The organism is Streptomyces liliiviolaceus, from assembly GCF_018070025.1.
Lineage (GTDB): Bacteria > Actinomycetota > Actinomycetes > Streptomycetales > Streptomycetaceae > Streptomyces > Streptomyces liliiviolaceus.
The window spans coordinates 1,614,531-1,641,297 of the sequence record NZ_JAGPYQ010000002.1; the positions used below are offsets into that span (position 1 = coordinate 1,614,531).

Annotated in this window: 19 protein-coding genes; 10 read left to right on the plus strand and 9 right to left on the minus strand. The window is 70.9% G+C overall.

Annotation, left to right across the window (positions count from 1 at the left end):
• The first annotated feature begins 6 nt into the window (after nt 1-6).
• A complete protein-coding gene (locus J8N05_RS42575; RefSeq protein ID WP_247707013.1) occupies nt 7-948 on the plus strand; it encodes a GlxA family transcriptional regulator in 942 nt (313 codons plus the stop codon).
• Between the two features lie 33 nt (nt 949-981).
• Here J8N05_RS42575 and J8N05_RS42580 read toward each other — a convergent pair whose 3' ends face one another.
• The 3 genes from J8N05_RS42580 to J8N05_RS42590 all read right to left on the minus strand — a co-directional run bounded on the left by J8N05_RS42580 (nt 982) and on the right by J8N05_RS42590 (nt 5,985).
• Nucleotides 982-2,457: an FG-GAP and VCBS repeat-containing protein gene (locus tag J8N05_RS42580; RefSeq protein ID WP_247706915.1), complete on the minus strand. Its 1,476-nt coding sequence runs from the start codon at nt 2,455-2,457 to the stop codon at nt 982-984.
• A gap of 267 nt (nt 2,458-2,724) precedes the next feature.
• The gene (locus J8N05_RS42585; RefSeq protein ID WP_210892814.1) at nt 2,725-4,938 is read right to left on the minus strand and encodes an eCIS core domain-containing protein; all 2,214 of its coding nucleotides are present in this window, start codon (nt 4,936-4,938) and stop codon (nt 2,725-2,727) included.
• Nucleotides 4,939-5,052: 114 nt separating this feature from the next.
• A complete protein-coding gene (locus tag J8N05_RS42590) occupies nt 5,053-5,985 on the minus strand; it encodes an NAD(P)/FAD-dependent oxidoreductase (RefSeq protein WP_247706916.1) in 933 nt (310 codons plus the stop codon).
• 95 nt (nt 5,986-6,080) lie between these two features.
• On the opposite strand from J8N05_RS42590, the gene J8N05_RS42595 reads away from it, so the two are divergent.
• Entirely contained in the window at nt 6,081-7,028 is a 948-nt protein-coding gene (locus J8N05_RS42595) for an AraC family transcriptional regulator (protein ID WP_210894261.1), read from the plus strand.
• A 26-nt stretch (nt 7,029-7,054) separates the two neighbouring features.
• On the opposite strand, the gene J8N05_RS42600 is transcribed toward J8N05_RS42595, so the two are convergent.
• Both J8N05_RS42600 and J8N05_RS42605 read right to left on the minus strand, forming a co-directional pair.
• A complete protein-coding gene (locus tag J8N05_RS42600; protein ID WP_210892816.1) occupies nt 7,055-7,447 on the minus strand; it encodes a cupin domain-containing protein in 393 nt (130 codons plus the stop codon).
• Nucleotides 7,448-7,511: 64 nt separating this feature from the next.
• Entirely contained in the window at nt 7,512-8,717 is a 1,206-nt protein-coding gene (locus tag J8N05_RS42605; protein ID WP_210892818.1) for a glycosyltransferase, read from the minus strand.
• Nucleotides 8,718-9,035: 318 nt separating this feature from the next.
• Between J8N05_RS42605 and J8N05_RS42610 the strand changes: the two genes are divergently transcribed.
• Complete coding sequence (locus J8N05_RS42610) at nt 9,036-9,740, plus strand: glycosyltransferase family protein (RefSeq protein ID WP_210892820.1); 705 nt, start codon at nt 9,036-9,038, stop codon at nt 9,738-9,740.
• A gap of 61 nt (nt 9,741-9,801) precedes the next feature.
• Here the strand turns inward: J8N05_RS42610 and J8N05_RS42615 are convergent, their stop codons facing one another.
• Complete coding sequence (locus tag J8N05_RS42615) at nt 9,802-12,585, minus strand: glycosyl hydrolase (protein ID WP_210892822.1); 2,784 nt, start codon at nt 12,583-12,585, stop codon at nt 9,802-9,804.
• Between the two features lie 172 nt (nt 12,586-12,757).
• Nucleotides 12,758-13,642 (minus strand): endonuclease/exonuclease/phosphatase family protein, encoded by an 885-nt coding sequence (locus tag J8N05_RS42620; protein WP_210892825.1) that lies wholly within the window; start codon nt 13,640-13,642, stop codon nt 12,758-12,760.
• Nucleotides 13,643-14,559: 917 nt separating this feature from the next.
• Here J8N05_RS42620 and J8N05_RS42625 point away from each other — a divergent pair.
• Nucleotides 14,560-17,853: a LamG-like jellyroll fold domain-containing protein gene (locus J8N05_RS42625; protein ID WP_210892827.1), complete on the plus strand. Its 3,294-nt coding sequence runs from the start codon at nt 14,560-14,562 to the stop codon at nt 17,851-17,853.
• A 119-nt stretch (nt 17,854-17,972) separates the two neighbouring features.
• On the opposite strand, the gene J8N05_RS42630 is transcribed toward J8N05_RS42625, so the two are convergent.
• Complete coding sequence (locus J8N05_RS42630; protein WP_210892830.1) at nt 17,973-18,401, minus strand: hypothetical protein; 429 nt, start codon at nt 18,399-18,401, stop codon at nt 17,973-17,975.
• A gap of 108 nt (nt 18,402-18,509) precedes the next feature.
• Between J8N05_RS42630 and J8N05_RS42635 the strand changes: the two genes are divergently transcribed.
• The 4 genes from J8N05_RS42635 to J8N05_RS47730 are packed head-to-tail and all read left to right on the plus strand — an operon-like array spanning nt 18,510 to nt 24,273.
• Nucleotides 18,510-19,994 carry a hypothetical protein gene (locus J8N05_RS42635; RefSeq protein ID WP_210892832.1) on the plus strand — a complete coding sequence of 495 codons (1,485 nt, stop codon included), beginning with the start codon at nt 18,510-18,512 and terminating at the stop codon, nt 19,992-19,994.
• Entirely contained in the window at nt 19,991-21,307 is a 1,317-nt protein-coding gene (locus J8N05_RS42640; RefSeq protein ID WP_247706917.1) for a hypothetical protein, read from the plus strand. The genes J8N05_RS42635 and J8N05_RS42640 overlap by 4 nt, the downstream gene beginning before the upstream one ends.
• A 3-nt stretch (nt 21,308-21,310) precedes the next feature.
• Nucleotides 21,311-22,984, plus strand: a complete 1,674-nt coding sequence (locus tag J8N05_RS47725; protein ID WP_247706918.1) for a hypothetical protein — start codon at nt 21,311-21,313, stop codon at nt 22,982-22,984.
• Nucleotides 22,985-23,040: 56 nt separating this feature from the next.
• The gene (locus tag J8N05_RS47730; RefSeq protein ID WP_247706919.1) at nt 23,041-24,273 is read left to right on the plus strand and encodes a CHAT domain-containing protein; all 1,233 of its coding nucleotides are present in this window, start codon (nt 23,041-23,043) and stop codon (nt 24,271-24,273) included.
• Between the two features lie 50 nt (nt 24,274-24,323).
• On the opposite strand, the gene J8N05_RS42650 is transcribed toward J8N05_RS47730, so the two are convergent.
• Nucleotides 24,324-25,199 carry a DUF3592 domain-containing protein gene (locus tag J8N05_RS42650; RefSeq protein WP_210892833.1) on the minus strand — a complete coding sequence of 292 codons (876 nt, stop codon included), beginning with the start codon at nt 25,197-25,199 and terminating at the stop codon, nt 24,324-24,326.
• 212 nt (nt 25,200-25,411) lie between these two features.
• Here J8N05_RS42650 and J8N05_RS42655 point away from each other — a divergent pair, with 212 nt between their 5' ends.
• Nucleotides 25,412-25,690: a polyprenyl synthetase gene (locus tag J8N05_RS42655; RefSeq protein WP_210892835.1), complete on the plus strand. Its 279-nt coding sequence runs from the start codon at nt 25,412-25,414 to the stop codon at nt 25,688-25,690.
• Nucleotides 25,680-26,735, plus strand: a complete 1,056-nt coding sequence (locus J8N05_RS42660; protein WP_210892837.1) for a polyprenyl synthetase family protein — start codon at nt 25,680-25,682, stop codon at nt 26,733-26,735. The genes J8N05_RS42655 and J8N05_RS42660 overlap by 11 nt, the downstream gene beginning before the upstream one ends.
• Nucleotides 26,736-26,767 lie beyond the last annotated feature (32 nt).

Genomic DNA, 26,767 nt, shown 5'->3' on the forward strand with positions numbered 1-26,767 from the left:
GTCGTCGTGGCGTTCGACGGGGTGCAGCTCCTCGATGTCACCGGCCCCGTGGAGGTCTTCACGACGGCCAACCGCCACGGGGGCGACTACGACGTACGGGTCGTCTCGCCGACCGGTGAGTCGGTCACCACCTCGTCAGGTCTGGTCATCGGTGCCGGAGAACCGCCGCTCCGGCTTCCGCGGCGCCGCAGCACCCTGCTGGTCGCGGGACGACAGGACTGGCGTACGGCGGTCGCCGACACCGGCCTGGTCTCCTTGGTGGCGCGGATGGCCGGGCAGGCGGAGCGCGTGGCGTCGGTGTGTGCGGGAGCCTTCCTCCTGGCCGAGGCCGGGGTCCTGGACGGTCGCCGCGCGGCCACGCACTGGGAGCTCGCGACCCAGCTGGCGACCGCCTATCCCCGGGTCCGGGTGGAGGACAACCCCGTCTTCGCGCGGGACGGCCATGTGCTCACGTCGGCCGGTGTCACCGCGGGCATCGACCTCTCGCTGGCCCTGGTCGAAGAGGACTGGGGTGCCGAGACCGCCCGCGGTGTGGCCAGGCAACTGGTCGTGTTCATGGCCCGGCCCGGCGGGCAGGCGCAGTTCAGCGCCCGGCTGGCTCCCCGGCAGCCACAGCATCCGGCGGTACGCCGGGTGATGGACCACGTCACCGAGGACCCGGCGGCCACCCATACCCTCACCGCCCTGGCCTCCGCGGCCGGACTGAGCGGCCGCCACCTGGAACGGCTCTTCCGTACCGAGGTCGGTACGACACCCGGACGGTACGTGGAGTCCGTCCGGGTCGAAGCCGCCCGAACACTCCTCGAAGCCGGTGGCGGCACCGTGGAGGAAGTGGCGCAGCAGGCGGGATTCGGCTCGTCGGAATCCTTGCGACGCGTCTTCCAGCGCGTCCTCGGTATCGCTCCGACGCAGTACCGCGCCCGCTTCCACAGCACGGCCGCCCCCTGACCGCGCGTACGAGGCTGTCCGGGCCGACGAAGGTCAGGGGATCTGGACGCCCGGCCCGTTGTCACCGCTGAGGTTCCAGCCGTACTCGGCCTGTGCCGACGGCGTCCCGAGGTCCACGGGATTGTGCGCGGACGACTTCGACGCCGTCAGGCCGGACGTCGTACCGCGCAGCAGCCACACCGCGCCGCCGTTCCTGACCGTGCCGAGGTCCTCCCCCGGCGCGCCCGCGGTGAGGTCCGCCTTCCCGTCCCCGGTGACATCGAGCAGCCGTACCGAGCCGCCGAAGACGTCGTTCTTCTCGGCGACCCCCGGCACGTTCGCGGTGTCCTGGTGGAACGCCTGCGCGCCCGTGCCGGTGAGCCCGCTCTTGCCGCCCTTGAGGAGGACCACGGAACCGGCCTTGGCCACCGAGCCGATCGACTCACCGGGGACACCCACGGCCAGGTCGGGGTAACCGTCGCCGTTCACGTCGCCCGCGCTCAAACGCGCGCCGAAGGCGTCGTTCTTCTCACTCACGCCGGGCACGCCCGCGGTCTGCTGGGTGATGGTCTGCGTACGGGTCTGGCTGGGGCCCGCGGCCGAGCCGTAATAGATCTTGACGGTCCCCGGGTCGTCGACCATCTCCGTGTCGCCGCCCGGGAATTCGCGGGTGGCGAGGTCGGCGTAACCGTCCTGGTCGAAGTCGGCGACGGCGGTGGCGGACGCGGAGGACAGCCGCTGCGGGACGGTGGACAGGCCGTCCTTCGTGCCGAGCCACAGCTTGCCGCCCTCGGCGTGGTTCTCGTAGACGTAGAAGGTCGCGAGGTCCTCGATGCCGTCGCCGTTGAAGTCGCCGGCCGCGGTGGAGGAGATCGTGTTGTCGGTGCTGAACACCACCATCTGCTGTTCGCGGGCGGGGGCGCCGGTGCGGTCGAACGGGCCGTGGAGCACGGCGCGGTAGTCGTAGTCGTCGCCGTTGCGCATGAACAGGTCCGTGTGACCGTCCCCGTCGAAGTCGCCCGCGGTGAGGTCCTCTCCGACCTCGGCGTTCGTCGCAGCGCCGGCGACGCGGACGGAATCCTGGCCGGAGATGCCCGTTCTGCGGCCCCAGAGGACGATCACCGAGCCGCTTATGTTGTCTTCCGGCCGGTATTCGCGGCTCGTCACGGCCAGGTCGGTCAGGCCGTCGCCGTCCAGGTCCCGGGGAACGAGCGCGTAGCCGAAGACCCCGTTGTCGGCGGGCGCGCCGGGCACTCCGGGGGTGTCCTGGGTGATGACGGTGGTGTGGGCCGTGTCGAGGCCGTTCGCCGAGCCGTAGGTGATCGTGAGGTAGCCGGCCCAGGCGTGGCCGCCCACCGTGGCGCCGGGGGCGGCCACGGCGATGTCCTGGTAGCCGTCGCCGTTGAAGTCCTCACGCACGGTGGTGGCGCGGCCCGCGGCGGACGCGGTGCCCGCCACGATCTGCACGCTGAAGGTGCCGATCAGAGCGGCGACCACTGCGGTCGATACGGCAAGTCGACGGATGCCCACAAGTCCTCCTGGAAGCGCGCGGCTTCGAGGCCGCTCACGGGTGACGTTCGCCTGTGAGACACGCGGGAACGGTCGATGGTTGTGTGGCGAACACGACGTGAACAGCCGACACCGACAGATGACATCGGGCATGCCGGCCGGTGGGCACATGTGGTGGGACATGTGGGTGGGACATGTGGGTGGGACATGTACGTGAGGACAGACGAGTGGGCCGTTCGTGGGGGGCGGCCTGTAGCACCGCCCGCCGCACGAGTGGCCCTCAGCCGGTCAGGAAGTGGAACTACCGCGCTTGCCGATCAGGTCCCGGTACAGGGCCGCGCGTTCCTCGTGCGTCGTGGCCGCCTCCAGTGCGGCCTTCCAGTCCTTCTCCAGGTCCTTGAGCTTCTGCACCCAGTCGCCGAACTCCTTCAGGTCGACATGGCGCTGGCTCGAAGCGAGGGGGGCGTCGGCGCCGGGCTTGTCGTCCTTGTGTCCGCCCACCTGGCTCACGGGGTTGCTGTTCTTCTCGCTGCTCGTCAGGCCGTGCTCGTAGCCGTCGGGGGTCCTGCCTCCCGGTCCGGCGGTCTCGATGCCGACCTGCAGTGCCCCGTCACGCTTGTCGGTGGGCGGCTTGTAGCCCATGAAGGCGTGTCCGTACGACTCGTTCGGGAGAATGGTGTCGCCGTGGAAGTCCTTGTTCCCCATGCCCCGCAGGGCCAGGGGCAGACCGTAGAGGTGGCTGTGCGGGTCCATCCAGTTCTGCAGGGTGGCCCCGATCTCGCCCTTCTCCACGAACTTGCCCGGCGTCCCGTCCTTCTGGTTTTCGCCGATCTCCATGTGATGGGTGCCGAACCCGCGCCGGTACACCGGCTTCTCGGGCGTCGATTTGGGCTCCCAGAACTTCCGGTCCTCCTTGGTGATGTGGAGCCACTGGGGCAGCTCGTAACCGTGCTGGCCGTCGGCCAGTTGCGGGATGCGGATGTTGACGCGGCCGCCGTAGGCCAGAGCGTGGGCGACGTCGTCCTTGAAGTCCTCGTGGACGCCCGCCGCCGGGTTGAAGACCTTCAGGCCTTCCTTCAGGATCAGGAAGATCTTGGTCAGCAGCTCGGTGCCGCGCGCGACCCTCGCCCGGTGCTTGGCGGCGTCCGGGACCTTGTCGCTGATACCGGGAGGGAGCATGGTGTCGACGAAGGTCTGGAAGATCTGCTCGTTGCGCTCCTCCGTGAGCCGGTCCTTCTCGGGCTGCGGGGTCGCTTCGGCGTGCATGGCCATGTGGCGGCCGAGCTGGTAGTCCGATCGGCTGGGTTCGACCGGCGGCTTCCCCTCGCTGTGCTTCTCGGACTCCTGCCGCCATCGCAGGGTGGCCACGAGCAGGCGTTTGCCCTCCGGCTGCTCCAGCCAGTCGTGGAACTTGCCCGCCTTCAGGTAGGCCTCGGCCTCGGAACGGGTGCACAGGCCCACGGTCTTGAGCCACTTGGGGTCCTCGGACTCCACTGCCTTGATCGTCTGCAGTTCCTCGTCCGTGAAACTCGGGCCGCTTCGCACCCGCTTGTGGATGACGGCCCGTACTTCCTTGTTCCTGATCTCCTGATTGCCGCCGACGAGCAGCCGCGCCAGACGGACGATGGCCGGGAGGGTGGCCATGCCCGGCGGTTCGGCCGCGGTCGAGGGCTCGGCCACCGTCGGTGGCTCGGCCACGGTCGAGGGCCCTGCCGTGGTCGCGGGACCGGGGCGGTCGGCCCGCTGGACGGGGACGTCTGCGTCCACGCTGCGCTGCACCGCCCCGCCGGGTAAGGCGGATAAGGCGGGTAATGAGGCGGACCCGGGGAGCGAGAGGTCGGGGGCCGAACCCCGGGCCAGCTTGCGGCCGTTGGCGCCGGCGCTCCGCTCGAACGCGTCGTCCGGGCGGGAGACCTTCTCCCCCTTGCCGTTGGGCGTGCCGGGGACCGGCCCGAGAGCCTGCTGGCGCACGTGGTCGACCTCTTCGTACATCACCTCGTCGTTGACGCGGTCACCGCCGAGCACGATGTGCGAGCCGGTGGTGTAGGCGAGGGCTCCGAGGTCCTCGGCCGAGCGCTGGGCGACGGGATCGTTGTGTACGCGTACGTGGCCGAAGTCCATGTCGTAGGCCTGTTCGGCCCGCTGGAGGACGCGGGGCTCCAGGGGGCGGCCGGGGGAACCCACGGCGTCGCGGACCGACGGCCGCCGCTGGACCGGCGTGGCTCCTTCGGTCTCGCACTCCGTGGTCCCGCTCCGCCGATCCCCTTCGGTCTCGCGCTCCGTGGTGCCGCTCCGCCGATCGTCGGCGTCCTGCTCCTTGGACCCGCTCTGCTGCCCGTCGGGGCTCTGTCCGTCGCGTGCCCGCTGGATCGCGCGGGTCACCGCGGCGTTCCCGGCGGCCTGTTGGAGAGCGATCAGCGGGTGCAGGGCCGTGGGTGGCCGGGACGCCGGACGTCTGCCGGTGCCTTCCGCGCTCTTGTTGTTCTCCTTCTCGATACGCATATTTTCCCCTTTATTGGATGTGGGTTATTCCCTCCTATCCGGCGTCCGTTGAAGCCGGTATGTCCACGGGGGCACAAATGAGGGCAACACCGAGGGGGTGCGGGGACGCCCGTTTCAGTAACCCGCGGCCAGTTGCACGGCAGCGGCGGCGCCCGCCAGATAGCCGGAAGCCACGGCCGCCGCCATGGACGGCGGGACCGCGGTGGCGGCGTCACCGGCCGCGTAGAGCCCGGGAACGCCGGTCCGGCCCATCGCGTCGACCGTGATCGCCTCGACGCTGAGCATCTCGTCCGGTTCGTTCAGCGACGCTCCGAGGTCCCGGGCCAGTGAGGAGCGCTGGTAGAGGGTCGACTTGACCAGCAGGGCCCCGAGGGCGAGTTCGTCGCCGTCGGCGAACACCGCCGCCCGCAGGTCGGTTCCCGGCCCGTCGAGGACGCTGATCGGCCGTTCGTCCCAGCCCACTCCGCCGACGGCCAGCCGTTCACGCTGTTCGTCGGTGAGTTCGCCGCCGTTGGTCAGCAGTGTGATCCGGTCGCTCCAGGCGCGCAGGTTCAGGGCGCCGTGCACACCAACGGCGCCCGTCGCGAGAACACCCAGCGGGCGGTCGCTGACCTCCCAGCCGTGACAGAAAGGGCAATGGAAGACCGCATTGCCCCATCGTTCGGACAGTCCGGGCAGCTGGGGGTGGCGGTAGTCCGTTCCGGGTGCCAGGACCATGCTCCGGGCCCGCTCGCGACGGCCGTCGGCGAGGGTGACCGCGAAGGTTCCGTCGTCCTCCCGCACACCGTGGGTGACCTCGCCCGAGCGCAGTTCGACGGACGGATAGGCCAGCAGTTCCGCGCGGCCTTCGGCATGGAACAGGGCGGGAGGCCGCCGATCGCGTCCGAGCAGGCCTCCGACCTTCGCCGCGACACGGTTGCTCTGCCGGCCGGCGTCGATGACCAGGGTGCTGCGGCGGGCCCGGCCGAGCGTGAGCGCTGCACTCAGTCCGGCAGCCCCCGCGCCGACCACGACGCAGTCCTTCATGCCGGTGTGGTTCTCGTTCATGTCGTTCACTGAACCAGCCGCTGACGTGCACGGACATACGCGGTTGTCGCGACCGCATACGCGTTTGGACGGCCGATAGAATCCAGTGGGTGGACATGATCAGCCAGGCCGTCTCCGGTCTTCGCGTCGGACGTGAGACCGTCCGGCGCTTTTGTCAGTCGGGTCCGTGGGGCCTGCGGTACGCCGGCCTCACCGGGAGCGGTTTCCACGTGGTCCTCCGGGGCTCCGGCTGGCTCGTCTCCCTCGACGCGCCGCCCGTCGCCCTGCGTCCGGGCGATGTCGTCCTGGTCACCTCCGGAGCGGACCACGGGCTCAGCCACGCTCCGTGCCGGCTCGACGGGTTGCCCCAGGTGGCGCTGAGCCTGGACCAACCGGGTCCCGGGCCGGCCGACTTCGAGTTCCTCTGCGGCGCCTATCGCCTGGACCACGGGCAGGTCCACCCGTACCTCACGGTCATGCCGGATCTGCTCGTGGTGTCTCCCGACCATGACCGCTTCCCGGCACTGCGGTCGGTCGTCGACCTGCTCGACGGCGACGCGGCACAACAGGCCCAGGCACAAGCCCAGTCAGAAGCAGAGACACAGGTACAGACACCGCAGGGTGCGAGCGTCACGCGGTCGGCGCTGCTCGACCTGATGCTCGTCCACGTCCTGCGGCAATGGATGGAGGACGAGGGCGCGCAGGGCCGGCCCGTACTGTCCGACCCGGTGATCGCCTCCGCACTGCGCACGATCCACGGCGAGCCGCAGAAGCAGTGGACGGTCGCGCGGCTCAGCGAGACCGTGGGCATGTCCCGGGTGGCGTTCACGCGACGCTTCTCGTCGGTGGTCGGCAAGCCGCCCATGACGTACCTCAGGGACTGGCGGCTCAGTTGTGCCGCGCGGCTGCTCCGGGAGACGGACGCATCGCTGGCCGCGATAGCCCGGCAGGTCGGCTACTCGACGGAATTCGCCTTCGCCGGCGCGTTCCGGCGCGAGTACGGGGTCGCGCCGGGGCGGTTCCGGCAGACCGGGGCGCACCCCCGTCAGGCCCACCCCCACTAGTCGGGGCGAACGGGCGAAGCCCGTGTTCAGGTACGCGATCCCGTCCGCTCTTCGCCATGCGGTACGGCGTATCCGGGTACGGAAGGCCAGCGCACGGTCAGGACCACGGACTCGTCCTCCGCGACCCAGGAGTGGTCCACTCCCTGGCCCCACACGACATAGTCGCCCTGTTCTTCGAGCAGCACGCTGCGGCCGGGGAACTCCATACGGAAGCGGCCTGAGATGAGTACCAGGAGAGCTGTCCGCACCTCGCCCTTCACCCACTGCGCGCGCTCCTCGCCGCGCGGGTGGACGCCCCACTTGACCTCCAGGGCATCGCTGTGGCGTGGATCGCCGTGCTCCTTGAAGTGTCCGAGCAGCCAGCCCCGGTCCAGGGCCGCGTCCTTGCCGGCGTTGCCCACGTACACGCTCTCTTCCATGTGCCCGAACGCTAGCAGTCGGCGTCCGTGCGGCGTGTGGTGCGGTCTCGGCCGGTCGGCTCGCTCACCCGAGGGCGTCGACCAGCAGTCTCGCGGCCACCTGCGCTCCGTCGGTGTGGATCCTGGTGCCCAGCTCCGCCGCCCTCGCCCGGGTCCCGGGTGCCAGGGCCGTCTTGACCGCGAGGGTGAGTGAGTCGTCGGTGAGCGACGGACCGTCGAGGGCCGCGCCGATGTCCAGGGCCGCCACCCGGCTCGCCCAGTACGGGTTGTCGGCCAGTCGGAGAGGTACCACCACCTGCGGTACGCCCGCCCGGGCCGCCGTCAGCGTCGTACCCGCGCCGCCGTGGTGCACCACCGCGGCCACCCTGCCGAACAGGGTCTGATGGCTGACCTCGCCGATGGTGAGGCAGTCGTCCCGGTCGTCGACCACGTCCAGGTCCGCCCAGCCGCGGGAGACGAGTACGCGCTGTCGTTGTGCGCGGAGTTCCTCGACGGTTCTGCGGGCGATGTCCGGTGCCGGGCGCAGGCTGCCGAAGCCCACGTAGACGGGCGGTGCGCCGGCGTCGAGGAACGTCGACAGGGCGGCGGGGAGCGGGCGTTCGTCGGGCAGGCCCCATGCGCCCGTCTGGATCACGTCGAGGCCGGAGCCGCCCGGCCACCGTCCCAGGACCGGGTCCGCCGCCAGCCACGGCCGGTCGGAGTAGACGTGGTCGCGGACGTTTTCCACGGGTGGCAGACCGAGCCTGGCCCGGTGGCCGTTGAGCGTCTCGGCGAACTGCGCGTTCACGAGCTGGGCGTCCACCTCCCACCGGGTCAGGTTGTCGTCGGTGTCCGGTTCGGGCCAGCCCGGCCGGGGCGGCGGCGCATGGTGCGGCGACGGCAGGTTGACCGCCGAATAGCTCGTGTACACATAGCGGATGCCCGCGGCCTCGGCCACGGACCGCGCTCCGATCTGTGCCAGGCCGGCCACCACGAGCGCGTCGCATCCTTCGGCCGCCGCGGGCATGATGTCGAACTGCGCGTCGACCAACTCGTTGCGGTGGCGGGCGAGTTCCGCCGCCGAGGGCAGACTCGTCCCGCGCATCATGGGCCGCACGGGCGGCCCGACCGGGACCAGGCGCACACCGATGTCCGCCAGCCGCCGCGCGAACTCCTCGTCCGGCGGGGCGCACATCCGTATCTCCACGCCGAGCGCCTGTAACCGCACCGCGAGGGCCACCAGCGGTTCGACATCGCCGCGCGTCCCGTACGTGGACAACAACACCCGCATCGTGCACCCTCTTTCGCTCCGGCCCGCCACGCGTTCGGCCCATGCCTGCCCATACGCACCCGGGGCCACACGGGTTTCACGCGGCACCGGTCGACGACGATGCTTCGGCCCGTGGCGGGTGTGCGGCTGCCGGGTACGGCATGGGGTGACCGACGCGGACGATCCCGTCGCTCCACGCCCTCTCGCGCGGGACCGGCCCGATGGCTACCGTGATCGGCGGCGTGCTCCCGGGCCGACGGTGCGACGTCGGTCCCGGGCCGCCGTACCCGCCGACGCGTGCAAGGTTCCCTGTCGTCAACACCACCTGAGAGCGGCTCAATGCATAGACCGTCCGCGCCCGTACCCGATGTCTCGATCATCTTGCCCTGCGCCGGATTCGGCACCCGCTTCAGAGCGCCGTACTCGAAGGAGCTGCACTGTCTGGCTCCCGGCGTCACCGTGCTGGACCGCAGCCTGGAGGCCGTCGTCGAACTGGCCAAGAGCGGACTCACCGTGCGCCTGGTCGTCGTGTTCGGGACGCACAAGCTGGACACGGTGAGCTATCTGACGCGCTACGCCGACCTCCTGCAACTGGTCTTCGTCCACCAGGACCAGTCCTTCGAACCGGACCTCGACGGCGCGATCCGCTCCGCCCTGCCCATGACGCACGGACCGGTGGCTCTCGTGCTGCCCGACATCGTTGTCTCCGGTCCGGGAAGCGCCGGCAGCCTGTTCGCCGCGCTCCAGCAGGTGGAGGTGGCGGGCTGGAGCGTGGTGGCCGCCGAGGAGCGCGACCCCGACACGCTGCGGCAGATGGGCGCGCTGGCCCTGGTCGAGGGGGACGGCGTCATGACGGTCGGGGCGGCCACCGACAAACCTGCGGACCCTGCGGCCTTCAACGCGTTCTGGGGCATGGTGGCGGTCACCGAGGAGGAGGCGCACCGGTTACCCGACGTGGTGCGCAAAGGGGCGGACAGTCCACTCGTCGGCGCGGTCGCTCTCCTGGTGGAGGGGATCGTCAACTACAACACCGTGGACGGCTGATCGCCGGTGCGGCGGGCAAGGGCTCACGCCGTTGCCCGCCGCAGACGCTCCGTTCGCCGGTTCAGCTGTACGGGATGACCAGCACCGACTTGTCCGTACCCGTCTGGAGTTTCGACGGGCCGTTGCCGATGGCGTTCCACACTTCGAGGCGTACGGTGCCGCCGTCGAGGTCGCCCGCCGTGCCCGTGGACGCCTTGAGGCCGCGTGCCTGCGTGTACTCCTCCCAGCCGGTGACCGGGTCGGTCGCGAAGTAGTTGTAGGTCTCGGTGCGATCGAAGGTGCCGTCGCCGGTCAAGTCGTAGCTGATCCGGGCCTGTTGACCGAGACCGACGGCGCTCTCCGCGTCCACCTGGAGCCGGAACGCGCTCTGGGCGCCGGGGGTGAGGGTGCCGTCGACGCCACGGACCTCGTAGACGAGGGGCTGGTACGGGGTGCCGTCGTGGTTGGTGCCGCCGGCGGAGGCGATGGTGTCGCTGCCCGCCGTGCCGCCGGTCGCCGTGGTCAGTGCGCCGCCGGTACGCAGCTGGAAGGTGTTGCCGGTCCCGGTGGGCGGGTCCGGGTCGGGGTCGGGGTCCCCTGAACCGGTACCGGTGCCGGTCGCGGTGGAACGGGCCGGTACGGCAAGGGTCTTGCCGTCGGAGAAGGTGACGGTACGGGCCGTCGATCCGTAGTTGTGGGCGGCGTACGTCCGGGCCGTGCCCTTGGTGAAGACGGCCGAGGTGGGGATGTCTCCGGTCACGGTGGCGTCCGGGGCGCCGATGGTGTCGAGGGTGTTGATCCAGTGGTAGGTGTGCGCCTTCGACTCCCCCTGTTCCGGGGTGTAACCGGCGTTGCCCGCGTCCCACTTGGCCTTGGCCGTGCCCGGGTCGGCGAGGGACTGGAACTCCCAGAGGATGTCCCGCCATTCGACGGCCGGGCCGCCGTTCTCCCGTTCCATCTCGGCGATGTTGCGGCGGATCGCGGCCTTCTCACCGCCGAGGTGGAGCGAACCGCCGGTCACGGGCAGGACGTTGATGCCGTGGATCTCCTCGGGGTTGGCGGTCCACCAGGTCGCGTAGGCGGCGCCGCTCCCCCAGACCATGCCGGCCGTGTCCTTGGTGAACGAGGACGGGAAGACCTGCTCGTCGGCGTCGAACCAGTACTGGGCGATCGACTCCGACTCGGTGGTCAGCAGGTAGGTGCCGAGGTCGCGCAGCGAGGTGTCGCCGGTGGCGGAGCCCCACAGGACGAGGGCCGCGCTGAGGTTGGTGGACTCGGAGGACGACTCCTGGTTGTTGCCGGCGGCGAAGCCCTGGTGCCCGGAGGCCCAGCTGTGGCCCGCGTAGACGTCGAAGCCGCGCAGGAAGGGGTAGGCGGTGTCGGTGCGGCTGGGGTTGGCGGTGTCCCGTACGAGGGCCTTGACCATGCCGCCCCAGGCGGAGTCGGCGGCCCATGCCTGGTCGTACTGGGCGACGATCGCCGCCGCGTACACGTAGTAGCTGTAGTGGAAGTGGTGGTCGTTCAGCTCGGTGTCGCTGCCGTAGGAGGCGGGGTAGCCGGTGAGCGTCTTCCAGTCCTTGTCGTAGCTGAACTCGTTCGCGCCGCCCGCCGTGAACCAGTCCTGGAGCTTGCCCTTCATCAGTCCGAGGAGCTTGTCGCGGGTGCCGGTCTCGCCGATCTGGTCGGCCAGCGGGACGAGTTGGGCGAGACGGCCGAGGGCCTTGCCGGTCCAGTAGGTGTCGGAGGCCCCGGAGAACGGGTCGGAGGCGTTCACGACCTCGTCCAGGTAGCCGCGCAGTCTGGCGGTGTCCACACCGCTCGACCTGGGCAGCCCCGGCAGTACCGCCGACGCCTTCTGACTCGTGGTGAAGGAGGCCGACTCACGGACCTTCATGGTCCCGCGCGGCGAGACGTAGGTGTACGAGGTCAGGGCGTCCGTGGTGTTCAGCCACTGGTGGCGGTAGAGGGCCTGGAGCGTGCCGCGCTCGGTGCCCTCCTTCGCCTCGGTGGTGAGCGTGTAGGTGGCCTTGACGGTGCCGCCGGTGTAGCTCCAGGTCGCCTTGGAGTCGGTGACGAAGCTGTAGGCGTACTTCTTGAAGGTGGCCAGCGCGTCGGTGGACGGCAGTACGGCGACGGAGAAGTAGTCCTTGGAGCCGAGACCCGCGGTGACGGTCGAGCCGGCGACGTTCCAGTCGCTGCCGGTCGGCGCGAAGAGGGCGTAGTGGTGTCCGGCGACGGTGATGCCGAGGACGTTGCCCTGGTCGGCGAAGACGGTGGGCGTGGCGGCGGTGGTGATCTGGGCGTTGCCGCCCGTGCCCTTGGCGTATACGAACGGGGAGCCGTGGCCGATCGTGGTGCGCAGGGTACGGGTGCCGTCGGACCACTGGGGGGTGACCGTCCAGTCGGACCAGTCGTCGGCCTTGGTGTCGGGCGAGTTGAGGCCGGTCAGCCCGATGGTGAGGTCGCGCTTGTGGGCGTACTCGTACTGGCGGCCGTCGCCGACGATCGCGGGGGTCGTCGGGTAGCCGACGTCGAGCCCGCCGGACGCGGCCTGGTAGGTGAGGGGGTGGCCGTACATGGGGGTCGAGTACGGGTTGTCGCCGTAGCGCTGGAAGGCGAGGGAGGACCACCAGTCGTTGGTGGGGACGGGTCTGTCCTTGGCGGCGGCGGTCAGCTTGGGCGTGACCGGCGCTCCGGTGTTGGTCGTGGGGCCCGACGTGCCGGCGGGCCGGGTGTCGGAGTAACTGCCGGAGCCTACGGGCACGGTGGCGGCCGCCGCTGGTGCGGCGGCCGGGCCCAGGCCCACGGCGACGAGGGCTGAGGCCAGGAACAACCCGGCGGCCGGCCTGATGCGGGGGGATGGCATGCGGCACCTCAAGTCTCACGCGACGGGTGCCTGAGAGCGCTCTCAGGTGAGCGCAACGTAAAGCCTTTGTAATGGACGTGTCAATACCTTGAACACAACGCGTGGGTCATGGCAGTCGCGAACGTGTCGTGCGTTCGCGTCTTGACGGGGTGGCGGTCGTCCGGAGACGCCCTCAACGGCTCTTCCGCGCCTTGCTCAGGTCCAGATCGCTGTACAGCATGTGGTGGTCCGAGTACCGCGTCGGATGAACACGGTGATCGAGCGGGCGGATGCCTCGCAGGAAGATGTAGTCGAACTTGCTCTGCCAGTCGGTGGTCGCCTTGCACTCTCCGGAGTACGAGGAGGGCAGGCAGCCAGGGTCGACGTCCGTGGCCAGTTTCCATATCGGGGCGAGTTCGGGGGCGTTGGACACGGCGTTCAGGTCACCGATGACGATCGCGCGGTCGTAGCGTGCCAACTCCGCGGCGAGTACGCGGGCTTGGTCCGCCCGGACCGCCTCCTGACGCCGTTGCGCGAAGTGGGTGTTGAAGAGACGGACGGACTGGCCGCCCACGGTCGTGGTCACCGCCAGGTACCCGCGGTCCTCGGATCCGCCGTCCGGATACTCCTTGTGCACGACGTCGGTCATGGGCGCCGCCGAGAGAATCGCCTGCCCGAAGGCTCCCGGGCTCCACGGCAGTCCCCCGCAGCGGCCCCAGTTCTGCAGCACCGTCCCGTACTCGACGTGGTAGACCAGACCGTGCCGGCTCTCCAGATAGTCCCGGGTCCGCTCGACGTCGCGTACGCACGCTTCCTGCATACCGATGACCTGCGGGGCGTACCTGGCGATCTCCGCCGCGCGGTCGGCGCTGCTCTCGTCGCAGGGGTTACAGATGTTCCACGTCATGACGCGGTTCGGTACGGCCTCCGCGGTGGCCTCGCCCTTCAGCGACTCGGAGAAGGGGCCGTCGACCGGCCCGCTGCGGCCGAGGAGGACCAGGCAGGCCAGGAGCAGGACGCCCACGAGCAGACGCATGCGCCTCGTGAACACGATCGCCTCCTCAATGCGCACGTTCATGAAGGTGCACGTCCATGAACGTGTGCGTCCCTGACATTCGAGGTCTTCCAGGACGAGGGTATTCGACGATTTCGCGGGCTTCCCCGGGCCCGTCGGCTCGGGAGCGGCCTCGGCGTGCGTGAGTACGGCCCCTGGCACGGGTGATGACCGGCGGACGGGACGGATCGGGAGTGCGCTCCGGGGTGCGAACCCCACGCTCGTACGCAGCGGGCAGCTCGCCCGGGCATGCCGCGACGGCTGAGGCGATTCCTCCGGCGGCCCCGCGCCGGCCTGTCCTTCTCCACTGGCCGGCGGCCCCGCGCCCGGCCCGCCCTTCACCACGGACGGCTCCGCGGCGCCGTGAAGCCGGCTTCGCGGTGATCGGGGACGTTCGGTTCCTGTCGGGTCGCCGCCGTCGTCGCCGCATGGCCATTTGCTTCAGCGACGGACATGAGCGGGCTCACCGCGTCCAGTGTCCGCGGAGAACTTCGTCAGCTCAGGGGTCCGCCCGGCGTCGCGACCGAGGCGCTACGGACCCGGCCCTCGCCACGCGGTCCAGCACGCACCGGTACAGCGGCGCCTTGGGCACGCCCGGCTCCTCGAAGCCGAAGGTCAGCCGGGCCGGCGCGGCTCAGGTCGCGTAGCCATGACCCCGGGCCGGGCGCCCCAACCCCTCCTCCCCGCGCACCACTTCGGCGCGCCCTCCCGCACCCTCCGCACCCCGCTCCGCCGCAGCCGGATACGTCGTGGCGCCCGCGTGCCTCCCCTTCGTGACGTCAGGCAACAGAGTGCTGCGCGAGGTCTGGACAGCTTCCTGTGAGCGTGTTGTCATACCGCAGGCAGAGGGTTTCCAACGTTGGAAAGGCCGTACCCGAGCACCCCGTAACTCTGCCCCGGCAGTCGGACGCGGTCGCGGCCTCAATGCGAGGAAAGGTTCGATGACACGACACGGCACCCGCCCCAGAACCAGGAACAGAGCCAGAGTCCGAGTGCTGGCGCTGTTCGCCATGGCGGCCCTCGTGCTGCCACCGAGCGGAATGCTGCCCGTCGCGGCGGCTTCGGAGTCGGCCGGCGGATCTTCGTCCGCGTCCGCCGCCGACCAGGCCGCCGTGGTGACGCACGGCCTCAAGGGCGAGTACTTCAGCATGTCGGCACCCGGCGCCCGGGACTTCGCCGAACTCGGTGGTACGACGCTCGACCCGCAGATCAACTTCTCCGGTCTCACCGACACGTTCAAGGAGTTGACCGGCAAGACGGAGCACACGACCGCCCGTTGGACGGGCCAGATCGAGGCGCCGACCACGGGTGACTACACCTTCTACGCCATCGGCGACAACGGCTTCCGCCTCTTCATCGACGACCAGCCCGTCATCGACCACTGGGTGGGCGACTGGGACAAGGAACAGACCAGCCAGGCCGTCAAGCTGACCGCCGGTGAGAAGCACTCGTTCCGGCTGGAGCTGTTCCAGGACACCGGCGGCGCCAACATGTATCTGCGCTGGTCGACGCCGACGCTGGCCAAGCAGATCGTGCCGATGTCCGCGTTCACCCCGCCGGCCGACTTCGAGGTCTACCCGGTGGAGTACACGGTCGCCGAGAACGGGACGCGACTGCGCGCCCGGTTCGAGGGCAAGGTGGGCAGCCTCCAGGCGGTCAAGGACCATCTGAAGGTCGAGGCCGACACGACGGTCATGCCGATCAAGTCGGTCACGTCCGTCCCCGGGGACTCCTCCTCCCTCTACGTGAATCTGTCGGAGCCGATCCAGAAGGCCCAGCTGGTGCGGGTCTCCTACGACGGTTCGGGCGGTCTGACGGTCGGCGGCAAGGCCGTGCCGAAGGTCATCCGGTACGCGGAGAACGCCTCCACCCACCGTCTCACCACCAAGTGGGGCGACAAGGTCGACAAGAAGCACCCGCTGCCCGAGTACCCGCGTCCGCAGCAGAAGCGGTCCAAGTGGGAGAACCTCAACGGGACGTGGCAGTTCAGCGCCGCCAAGGCGGGCGAGCAGCCGGTCTTCGGCAAGGACCTCGGTGAGAAGATCACCGTGCCGTTCCCGGTCGAGTCGCAGCTGTCCGGGCTCGAACGGCACGAGGACCACATGTTCTACCGGCGTGTCATCGACGTGCCCAAGGGTTGGAAGGTCGGCAAGGACAGCCGCTCGAACCGGCTCAAGCTCAACTTCGGCGCCGTCGACTACCAGTCCCGCGTCTACGTCAACGGCAAGAAGGTCACCGAGCACACCGGTGGTTACAACGCCTTCAGCGTCGACATCACGGATGCCCTGAAGGGGACCGGCAAGCAGGAGATCGTGGTCGCCGTCACCGACACCGGTGGCGCGGACCAGCCCATGGGCAAGCAGTCCACGAACCCGGGCGGCATCTTCTACACGCAGACCTCCGGTATCTGGCAGACCGTGTGGATGGAGCCGGTCGCTCCCGCGGCGATCGAGAACATCGTCACCACGCCCGACATCGACTCCGGCACCCTCGCGGTGACGGTCGACTCCGAGGGCGCCTCCTCCTCCGCCCGTGTCGAGGCCGTCGCCCGTGACGTCCACGGCAAGGTCGTCGGAAAGGTCAGCGGCGCGGCCGACAAGAAGCTCACCCTGCCCGTGGCGAAGCAGCATCTGTGGAGCCCCGACGACCCGTACCTCTACGACCTCGACGTCACGCTGACCGACGGCAGGTCGAGCGACAAGGTGCGCAGCTACTTCGGCATGCGGAAGATCGCCGTGGAGAAGGTGGGCGGCTTCAACAAGCTGGTCCTCAACGGCAAGCCGATCTTCTCCCTCGCCACCCTCGACCAGGGCTTCTGGCCCGACGGTCTCTACACCGCGCCCAGCGACGACGCCCTCGCCTTCGACCTGGAGGCGCACAAGAAGCTCGGCTTCAACGCGGTGCGCAAGCACATCAAGGTGGAGCCGGCGCGGTGGTTCTACCACGCCGACAAGCTCGGCCTGCTCGTCTGGCAGGACTTCGTCTCCGGGAACATCACCAACGAGACGGGCCAGAAGGCCTTCGTCGACCAGGGTCGCGAGGTGATGAAGCAGCACCACAACTCGCCCGCCGTGATCGGCTGGATCGTCTTCAACGAGGGCTGGGGCGAGTGGAACCGCGAGGAGACGGGCCGTATCACCGAGGCCGTCCAGGCCGCCGACCCGTCGCGTGTCGTCAACGCCCACAGCGGTGTCAACTGCTGCAACTCGAAGGGTGATTCAGGCAAGGGCGACATCATCGACCACCACGACTACAACAACGACGACCCACCCTTCCCGGACGACAAGCGGGCCGCCATGGACGGCGAGCACGGTGGCTTCACCCTCCGCTCCCCCGGCCACATGTGGCCCGGCGCGCCGACCGTCATCTACAGCGGTGTCACCACCAAGGCGGAGCTGACCCGCAAGTACGTGGAGAACACCGAGAAGTTCTACGTCGAGCAGGCCGGCGCCGAACTGTCCGGCTCGGTGTACACCCAGATCACCGACCTGGAGAACGAGCTCAACGGTCTCTACACGTACGACCGGCGCGACATCAAGATGGACGCCGCCGAGGTGCGGAAGGTCAATCTCAAGGTGATCGCGGCGGGTGCCGCGGCCGGTACGAAGCAGAAGCTGAAGGGCGGGCACTGGACCCTCGACGAGGGCACCGGCACCACCGCCAAGGACACCGGGACCGGCAAGAATCCCCTCACGCTCCGCGAGGGTGCTTCCTGGACCGACGGTGTCAACGGCAGCGCTCTGAAGTTCGACGGCCAGAAGCAGTACGCGGAGACCTCGGGTCCGGTGCTCGACACCAGTGGCAGCTACTCGGTGTCCGCCTGGGTCCGGCTCGACGGGATCCCCGGCAACTACGGCACGGCCGTCAGCCAGGACACCCGCGCTCTGGCCAACTCGTTCTATCTGCAGTACGGACACGGCAACTTCGCCTTCAGCACCCCGGGTGAACGCCGTGCCCAGGTGGCCGTCGCCGCGGAGACGGGGCGCTGGTACCACCTCGTGGGTGTCCGGGACGCGGCCACCAACGAGATCAAGCTGTACCTCGACGGGAAGCTCGCGGCGACGACCACCGGCGGCGCCGCCCTCGGGAGCACCGGCCCGCTCACGGTCGGCCGCGCCCACTGGGACGGCACGAACGTCGACTTCTGGAACGGCGCGGTCGACGAGGTCCACGCCGTGGACCGGGCCCTCACCGCCGAGGAGGTGAGCGCCCTCTACGGCGACGAGAAGCCGTAGCGGACAGCGCGCACAGCGGTTGTCCCGGCAGTGGTGCCGGTGGTGGTCCCGGTGGTGGGAGGTTTCACTCCTGTCACCGGGACCACTGCTGTGCGCGGCCGTACCACGGTCACGGGGTCTCACGGGCTGACGCCGTCGCCCGCGTAGAGGTAGCCGCCGGGTCGCGCGGGGTCGGCGATCAGGAGCACCTGGTCGCCGGTGCGAGGGATACGCAGTTTGGAGACGACGGTCTGGAGCGCGACCGGGTCGGTGACCGCGCCGGACGGCCGGACGACCAGGTCCACGACCGGGTCGAAGTTGACCAGTCTGCCGGTGTCACCGATCGACACCACCACTGCGGGGATCGTCGGCACTCCCATCGCCAGCAACTGCTGCACGTTCACACCGGAGTTGTACGCGCCGATCGACTGCTGCACCCTGGCGAAGTCCTCGCTGCCGAGGAACGCGCGTGTCGCACGCCCGTAGAAACCCTTGCCCTCGGCCACCTGTCCCGCGATCTCGGCGGCCCGCTCCTCGCGGCTCCTGCGGCGCTTCCCGAAGATTCCCATGCTGTGTCTTCCCTTCTCGTCCTGGCCCTGACCTGGACAGTAGGGAGGAGGGATCGCCTACCGATCCCAGGTTCGACCGTCTGTTCCACCACCACGTAATCTCGGGCCATGCCGCCGCCGAGCCAGTCTCCGCCGACCGACGAGCGCCGTCCGCGTGCCATGGTCATCGACCGTGCGTGGCGCGATCTCGGCGCGCGGCCGGGACTGGAATCGCTAAGCGGCCCCGGCGGCGCGCCGCTGACCCGGACGGTCAAGCTGATCGTGCTGCCGCTGATCATCAGACCCGCGCTGCGGCCCGAGCTCGCCGCCGACTTCCTCGGCGCACGGGATGTCGATCAACTCGACTCCCTGATACGGGAGTCGGATGGGCTTCTGCGTGCGACGGCGCAGTGGTTCACAGTGCTCAAGAAGACGCGGCGGGCCCTGGGGGTCCGAGCGGGCAACCCTCAGGATCTCTACTTCCAGCGCTGCTTCGAGCTGGCCACCGAACACGGCGCTCCCTCCGCCGCCTCCGGTGCGGACGCGTTGGCCCGCAGCGTCGTCGAGGACATCGCGGACGCGGGCGGCGGGCGCACGGTGGAGGCGTTGAAGGAGTACCTGGCCGACATCGACCGGCGTACTCGTCTCGACGCGCGGCTCGCCGAAGCGTGGGACGCCCGGAGATTCGTCCCGGACGCCGATGCGAGCGAGGCAGCGTTTCACCTGGCGGCCGAGGTTCTGGATGCCTGCGCCGCGCCAGGGTCGGGTGCTGAGGCGGGCATGGACACGGGTTCTTCGGCTTTCGCCGTCCTGCGGGCAGCCGGACACGGGAGCCGGCTCGGGCAGGCCGTGTGGAAGCCCGCCGACGGGGTCTGGGGCCGTGCCGGTCTGCCCGCGCACCTGGGACTGAGCGCGCATCCGGTGCCTGCCCGGCCCGAGGTCGGTCGCGGCGCGTCGACCGCCACACTCCCGGCACCGTTCGACCGGACGCTCTTCGAGCGGCTCTTCACCGTGCTCCAGGCATCGGCACACCGCGAGGAACTGCCGACGGTGCCCGAACTCGTGCGCCGCGAGGTCGGCCGCAGCTGCGCACCGCTCGGCCTGTACGACGAAAGCCTGCGCGTCGCCGTCGTCCTCGGGGGCCGGCTCGCGGTGGGCCTCGATCCCCTGGGTCTCGGTGCGCCGGGCGGCGATCCTTTGGGCCACGTTCCTCCGGGCCACGATCCTCTGGGCCATGGGGAGGCCGAGGCCGGTCGGACGGCGGCGCATCGCATCGTCAACAGCCGTTGGCAGCGCGAGGCTTCGGTCCTGCGGGCCCGCAGGATGACCGTCTCCTCCCGGCCCGACCCGGACGGCGGGCAACTGAGCGCCCTCGCCCAGGACCTGCGCACTCCATGGGTCGCGTACATGCGGCGGCTGTGGGTACGGCTGCACGGGCGCGACGTCCGTGACGCGGCGCTGCCAGACGCGGGGTCGGCCTGGACCGTGCTCGACGGAGTCGCCCGCTCGGTGATGATGGACCACCGCGCGAGGGTCCGTGCGGCGTTGCGCGCGCTGTCGACGAGTACCGCTACCGCGCGGGTGACGGTGGCGCCCGAGCCGAGGAGCGCATGATGCAGGGGACCGGCGGCGGCTCCGGCGTCCGCGTCACGCGGGCCGAGGACGGCACCGTACAGATCGCCGTTCCCGCGGCGACGGGACCCGCCTTCACCCAGGCCGTTCTGGATGTCGCGGGTGCCGTCCTGACCTGGCCGGTACTCGGCACAACGGCCCTTCCCTCAGCGGAGATCCACGACCCCGGCCGCGCGCAGCAATGGCTGTGGGCGGTCCACGGCGAGCGGGTTGCCGCCACCGTGCACGCTCTCGCAGCGGAGCCGCCGGGGGCCTCGGTCGATGTCACGCCGCCGGAGCCGCCGGAGTCGGAGACCGCCCTCGCGGGGCACGCCGCCCGGCTCGCCCTCGGCCACTGGGCGGCCCGGTGGTGGCCCGCGTCGTACACGGACGGCATTCCCGGGCTCGAACCGGACCTGCTCGGGATGGAATTGGCCGCGCTCACCCATCGCTGCCAGCAGCTCTTCGACGACCCCGGGGACCAGCCCGACGGTGATCCGGCCGAACTGCTGGAGACACATCGGGCCGCGGTGGACCCGTTGGTCCGGTGGTGGCAGGCAGCGCGGGAGTCGGCATCCGGCCCGGTGCGGCAACTGGAGGATGTCCTGCGGCTGATCGACGACGCGGCGGACTGCGCCGGGTTGGAGGGGGACGCGTTGCGCCGGCTCCGGTCGGCCCTGGAAACGGGTACCCCACATGACCCGCTTGGGCCGCACGGGCTGCGGACCCCGCTCGACCTCGGCAGCCTGTTCGGCCGCCACGGCGACTACGCCCTCACGGCGGGTGAGCGGCTAGGCGCGGGCGGCCGGGTGATCGCCCGGGGTGCGGGGACCAACGACTGGCGCCGCTACCCGCCCGGTTTCGTCGACGCGGCCGAGAGCGCGGTGTCCTGGACCGTCTCCGCGGTCGGCGCCGGAAGACGGATCGAGGTCGAGGTCGTCGCCGACATCGCGGCGCCCGTCAGCGGCGTGCGCCTCGCGGCGGAGGTCCGTGTGGAAGGCGGGCCGGCGACCCGTGTGTCGCTCGCACGCCGCGGCGACGTGTGGGCGGGGCGGGCGGATCTCGATGTCCCGGCTTCGCTGTCGCCGCGTACCCGTATCGAGGTCGGTGTCCTGTTGCCCGGCTTCGACCCGGATTCCGAACCGGGCTCGGCCGCCGACGGCCGCACCGACCGTGACGCCGTCCGGGCCCTCGCGCGACACCGGCTGGCAGCCGCGGCCCGGCCCGCGCCGCAGGACACGTACACGCAGCCGTCTCCCGCGCCCTTCCTGGCCGAGATCGTTGCCGTCGCAGCTGACGCAGGGGAGGACTTCTGACCCATGCAGAACGAAGAACCGGACACCGAACCTGCCACCGAACCGCATGACGATGCAGAGCCGCAGCCGCCCCCGGCGCTGTACGGGGAGCCCTTCGACAGCGGCCTCGAACGCGCCGAACTCCACCAGCTCACCCCGGATCTCCCTGCCGCACTGGCCGTCTACGCGGAACTGCTCGCCGTCGCCGAGTCGTTCGAGGACTCCCCCGATGTGCGGTTGCTGCGCGGACATCTGCTGTCGAACATCGCGGCCGTGCAGTTGACGGCCACGGATCTGCCCGGCGCGGGTCTCTCCGTCGAGCGGGCACTCGGCCTGGTGCGCGGTGTGGCGGACGTCCCGATGGGGCCGCGAGGCCGCCAGCTGTGGCTGGAGATCCTGCTCAAGACGCTCAAGGCCGACGCCGAACTGTCCCGCCGGACCGGGGACTTGGACGCGGCGCTGGCGACGGTGGACGAAGCGACGGCCCTGCTGCCCGGGTTCGACGACCCCGAAGGGCTGCGCACCGCCGAGTTCGCCCTGGCCCGCGTGCATCTGCTGCTGGACCGCGGTGAGTGGGGCGCCGCCGAGGAACTGGCCTCGGCACTGCTGCCCACCACGCCCGCGATCGAGCCGCAGCTGCTGGACTGCCTGGGGATCATCTGCGCCTCGACCGGACGGGCCGAACCGGCCGAGGACCACTTCGCCCGCGCGGACGAGGGGTATCAGGCGCTGAGTGACACCTCCGGGCGTCAGCAGCTGATCTCGCATCGGGCGTACGCGGCGATGCGGGCCGGCGACCTCGACCGGGCGGAACAGCTGTACGCCGAGGCTTCCGCGATCTTCGAGCGGCAGGGCCAGTCCGAGGATCTGGCGGTCTGCGAACAGGCCCGTGCTTTCCTCGCCGAGCACCGTGGCGACGCCGACGGGGGCGAGGCCCTGGCGGCGTCGAGCCTGGCCCGCTTCGAACGGCTCGGCGCCATGATCGCCGCCGCCGACACCATGCTGCTCGGTGCTCGGCAGGCCTACGACCGGGGTGACATCGACGAGTTGAAGCGCCTCGCCCAGGGTGCCCGCGACGTGTACCAGGAGCGCGCGCTGTACGAGCGCTGCGCCCAGGTGGACCTCATGCTCGCGAAGACCCTTGAGGACAACCTGAACCGGACGGACCACGGCGACCACGAGCGGAGGTCGGTCGACACCGCGCTCTCGCTCGCCCTGCCCGCCGCGCTGGCGCTGGAGGCCGCGCGCTACGACTTCACCGGGGCGCACGCGCGGAGCCAGTGGCTGCAACTGGCCGACGACGGAATGCGGTTGGCCTTCCGGCTCGCCCTGCGCCGCCAGGACCAGGGCCTGATCTTCGAACTGGTGGAACACCGCTGTGCGGGCGCGTCGCTGGTCCTGAGCCCTGCGGACCGTACGCCGACGTACAGCCCCGGCCCCGGCGAGACACCGGTCTTCCCGGACGCCGCCATGAAGACGTACGCGCCCTCCGGCTACGACGCCCCGCCGGCGCTGGGCGGTGTGGCGGCCGAGGCGGCCGCCTCGGTCGGGCTGCGGGTCGCGCCGCCGCCGCGGGTGCGGATGGCGGCGGGGACGGACCGTACGGCGCTGCAGGAGTACATCCAGGCGGCCGAGTTCCGCTATCACCGGCGGATCGTGAGTGAGGAAGAGGTGCCGTTCTGGTCGCCGACGAGCTGACGCACCCGAACCGGCCGGTGGTCCAGGTCCGGCTGGCCGACGCCGGAGACCTCCATATGACATGGACGTGGGTCAGCGGGGTCCAGGGTTTCGGCACCGGATACGCTCCCGCCGCCGACGTGGACGAGGCGATCCGCGCCCTGGCCGCGGCCCTGCCGGGTGCGGGCGAGCACGGGGGCGCGGAGGGTATGCGGCGCGCGTTCGCGTCCGGGGCGCTGGCCTCGTACGAGGAGGAGCGCCGCCTCGCGCGCCTGCTGGCCGAGGCGCTGTGGCCGCCGGGCCTGACCGACCAGATCCGGCAGGTGTCGGCGCGTCTGGGCCGTCCGCTGATACGGCTCCAGCCGTCACCCAGGGTCGCCCAGGTGCCGTGGGAGCTGCTGGCCGTGGACGGCGGAGATGGCGACAAGCTGCTCGAAGGCGATGTCCGGCTCATCGATCTCGCGGACATCGCCACGTCGGTGCCGGCCTCGCTGCGGCGGCCCGGCGCCGTGAGCCCGAACTCAGCGGCCCCGGACGCCGTCGTCCTCGTCCTGGACCCCCGTGTGCCCGGTCACCGTGCCGACTCCCCGCTCGGATCGGTTCTCGGACGGCCCGGCTCGGACCCCGCTCTGCTGTCCCTCGTACAACGCCGTCTCGACACGGGAACCGTCGAACCCCCGGTCGCCACCCCCGCCGAGGCCCTGCGCCGCACGGACCTGGACCGCGACTGGCTGAGCGAGGTGCTCCGCAGGGGCGCCCGACGTCTGATGTACGTCGGACACGTGAGCGGCGCGCCGGTCGAGGGCGGCCGGAGCGAGGACGTCACCCTCCACCTGTGCTGCGGCCCGAGGACCACCGGACTGACCGAACCGGTCCGCGCCCACCGGCCGTTGTCGGCCAAGGACCTCCTGCTGGGTACGCTCCCGCTGCGGGCCGACGGCGTACCGGGAGCGGAGTTGTGGCCCGCACCGGAGCGCGTCGCGCTGATCGCCTGCGAGAGCGGCGGCGATCTCCGCTTCGCCGAGTCGTTCGGCCTGGCGTCCGCGATGATCCACAACGGGGCCAGGCTGGTCACCGCAACCCGCTGGGTGCTGCCGACCAGTTTCGCCTTCCACCGGCTGGCCGCTGTGCCGGAGTCTGTTCGTCCGCTCACCGACCTCGTCATCGCCGTCGACGACGCCCATGAACACGCCGATCCCGTGCGGCGCCTCGGTTCCTGGCAGCGAGAGCGGTTGGACCGCTGGCGCGCCGACGGCCGGATCGAGCACGCGCCCCTGCTGTGGGCGGCCGTCACCTGCATCGTGAGATGAGGGCCGGTAGGCCGTGCGTCGCCGGGTGACGGGCAGGGGGTCGTGCCTCGTCAGGTGACGGGCAGGAGGCCGTGGAGAAGGGCCGCTCCCAGGGCGATCGCCGCGATCCCGGCGAGCAGCAGACCCATGACGAATCCGACCGCCGACGCCCGCTCGCGGCGGTCGTGGTCGAGGTCGGGGGTGAAGACGGCCGGGTCGCCGGGCGCGTAGTGGATCGTGAGGGCGCGGTCGAGGGACAGCCGGGGCTGTGGGACGCCCTCGCGGCACAGCGCGGTGACATGGACTCCCTCGCGGGTGGTGAAGGCGACGACGGGCGCGTGGTTCACGATCTCGTCGCCCTCTCCGTCGGTGTGGATGTCCTTGGTCACGGCGACCACGCGGCCCGGGGCGGCGACCGCCCCGTCCAGCAGAGCGGCGCGGGCGCGCGCGTGCTGCCGGTCCCGGCTGAGCGCGCCGACGACGAGCAGGAGTCCGCCGAGGCAGATGAGCCCGTCCGGCCAGCCGCGTACGACGAACGTCTGGACGACCAGCCCCACGAGCAGCAGCAGGAGCATGCAGTTCGGGCCGCCCAGCCCCCGTTCCTCCCCCACCCGGTCCAGCATGAGGTGGAATCGCTCCGGGTGGCGGCGCGGATAGCGCACCGGGAACTCCCGGCCCACCCAGGCCGCCTCCACGACATGGCCGTTCCGTCCCGCATGCCGGAGTCTGAACTCCCGCCCGGTGGACGGGTCCTGGAAGGCGACGGTCACCGGGATCCCGGGCCTCTTGGAGTCACCGTGGCCCGGCCGGTGCACCTCCACGACCCGCGCCGTCACCCACACCGCGCGCTGGGGCCGTGTCAGCCCGGCGAGCGAGCCCGCGTAGCCGACCAGCGCCGCGCCCGCGGGCACCGTCCACCACAGTTCGAGCATCCCCTGCGCATCCATCCGGCGACGCTCCCACCGCGGCGGCTCCTACCGATCCCAGGTCGGGGCGCGACCCGCTCGGTGGTGGGTCGGCGCCGACCGTTGATCCGTACGGTCAAGCGAGGTGATCACTCGATCGTGAGTTGCCGCCCTCCCCTGCCCGGTTTGTCGTGATGCTGGGAGGAACGGCGTGCGACCGGCGCCGTCCGGATGTGCTGTGGGTGGGGAGTGGCGTGACGCAAGCGACGGAACGACGCGGGGGCCTGGACGAACGGGCCGTCCTGCTGGTGGCGGGCCTGGCCGAGCTGACGGTGAGCACGGTGGGTTCGGCCCTGGGGACCGTACGGGGGCTGCTGCGGCGCTCGGACGCCGCGGAGCTGGCGGCGGAGGCCGAGCACGATCTGCTGGCGCGCGGGCGGCTGGTGCTGGACCGGTACGCGTCCGCGCCCCCGGCGCACCTGGAGCTCCTCGCCCGGCGCGCGGCGGCCCGACGGGCCGCCGATGACGTCTGACCGATCGGATCCGGTCGCGTTCAAGGCCCGTGTCGACGAGGTGCTGCACGCGTTCGTCGCCGAGGAGGCCGGGCAGTTGGCGGCGATCGATCCGGCGCTGGGGCCGGTGGCCACGCAGGTGGAGGCTTCGGTCGCGGACGGCAAACGGCTGCGGGCGGCGTTCTGCTACTGGGGCTGGCGCGCGGTGGGGCAGCCGGACAGCGACGCGCTGGTGCGGGCCGCGGCCTCCATGGAGCTGGTGCACGCCGCCGCGGTCGTGCACGACGACCTCATCGACGAGAGCGCGTTACGGCACGGGCGGCCCACCGCCCACATCGCGCTGCGCGGTGCCGTACGCCGTCGTCCGCGCGCCGTCGCCGCCGCCAGATCGCTGGCGCTGCTGGTGGGGGATCTGCTGATGGGGCTGGCCGGGCAGTTGTTCGCCACCAGTGGGCTGCCCGCGGCCTATCTGGCGCGGGCCCGCCCGTTGTGGTCGGTGCTGGCCCGTGAGCTGATCGCGGGCGAGTGCCTGGAGATCCTGCGGACCGGGGACGAGCCGGACGTCACGGCTTCGCTGAAGGTGATCCGGTACAAGACCGCCAAGTACACCGTCGAGCATCCCCTGTTGATCGGCGGCGCCCTGGCCGGGGCGGGCGAGCGGCTGCGCGAGGGCTACTCCGCGTACGGGCTGCCGCTGGGCGAGGCGTTCCAGCTGCGCGACGACCTGCTGGGCCTGTTCGGGGATGCGCGTCGGACCGGCAAGGCCAACGCCGACGACGTACGCGGCCGGCGCCCCACGGCCCTGCTCGCGGAGACCTGGCGCCTCGCCGGTGCCGACGACCGGGAGCTGCTGCGCGCCCTCCTGGGCCGACGGGACCCGGACGGGGACGGCCTGCGCGCGGTACGCGAGGTGATGCTGCGGCTGAAGGCACCCGACCGCGTCGAGGCCATGATCACCGCTCGGGTCGAGGAGGCCCTCGGCGTACTGGACGCGCTGGACGTACCCGCGCCTGCCGCCACGGCCCTGACCTCGCTGGCCCATTCGGCGTCCGCCCGCCTGTCCTGACCCTCACAAGGAGCGCTGCCATCACAAGGAGC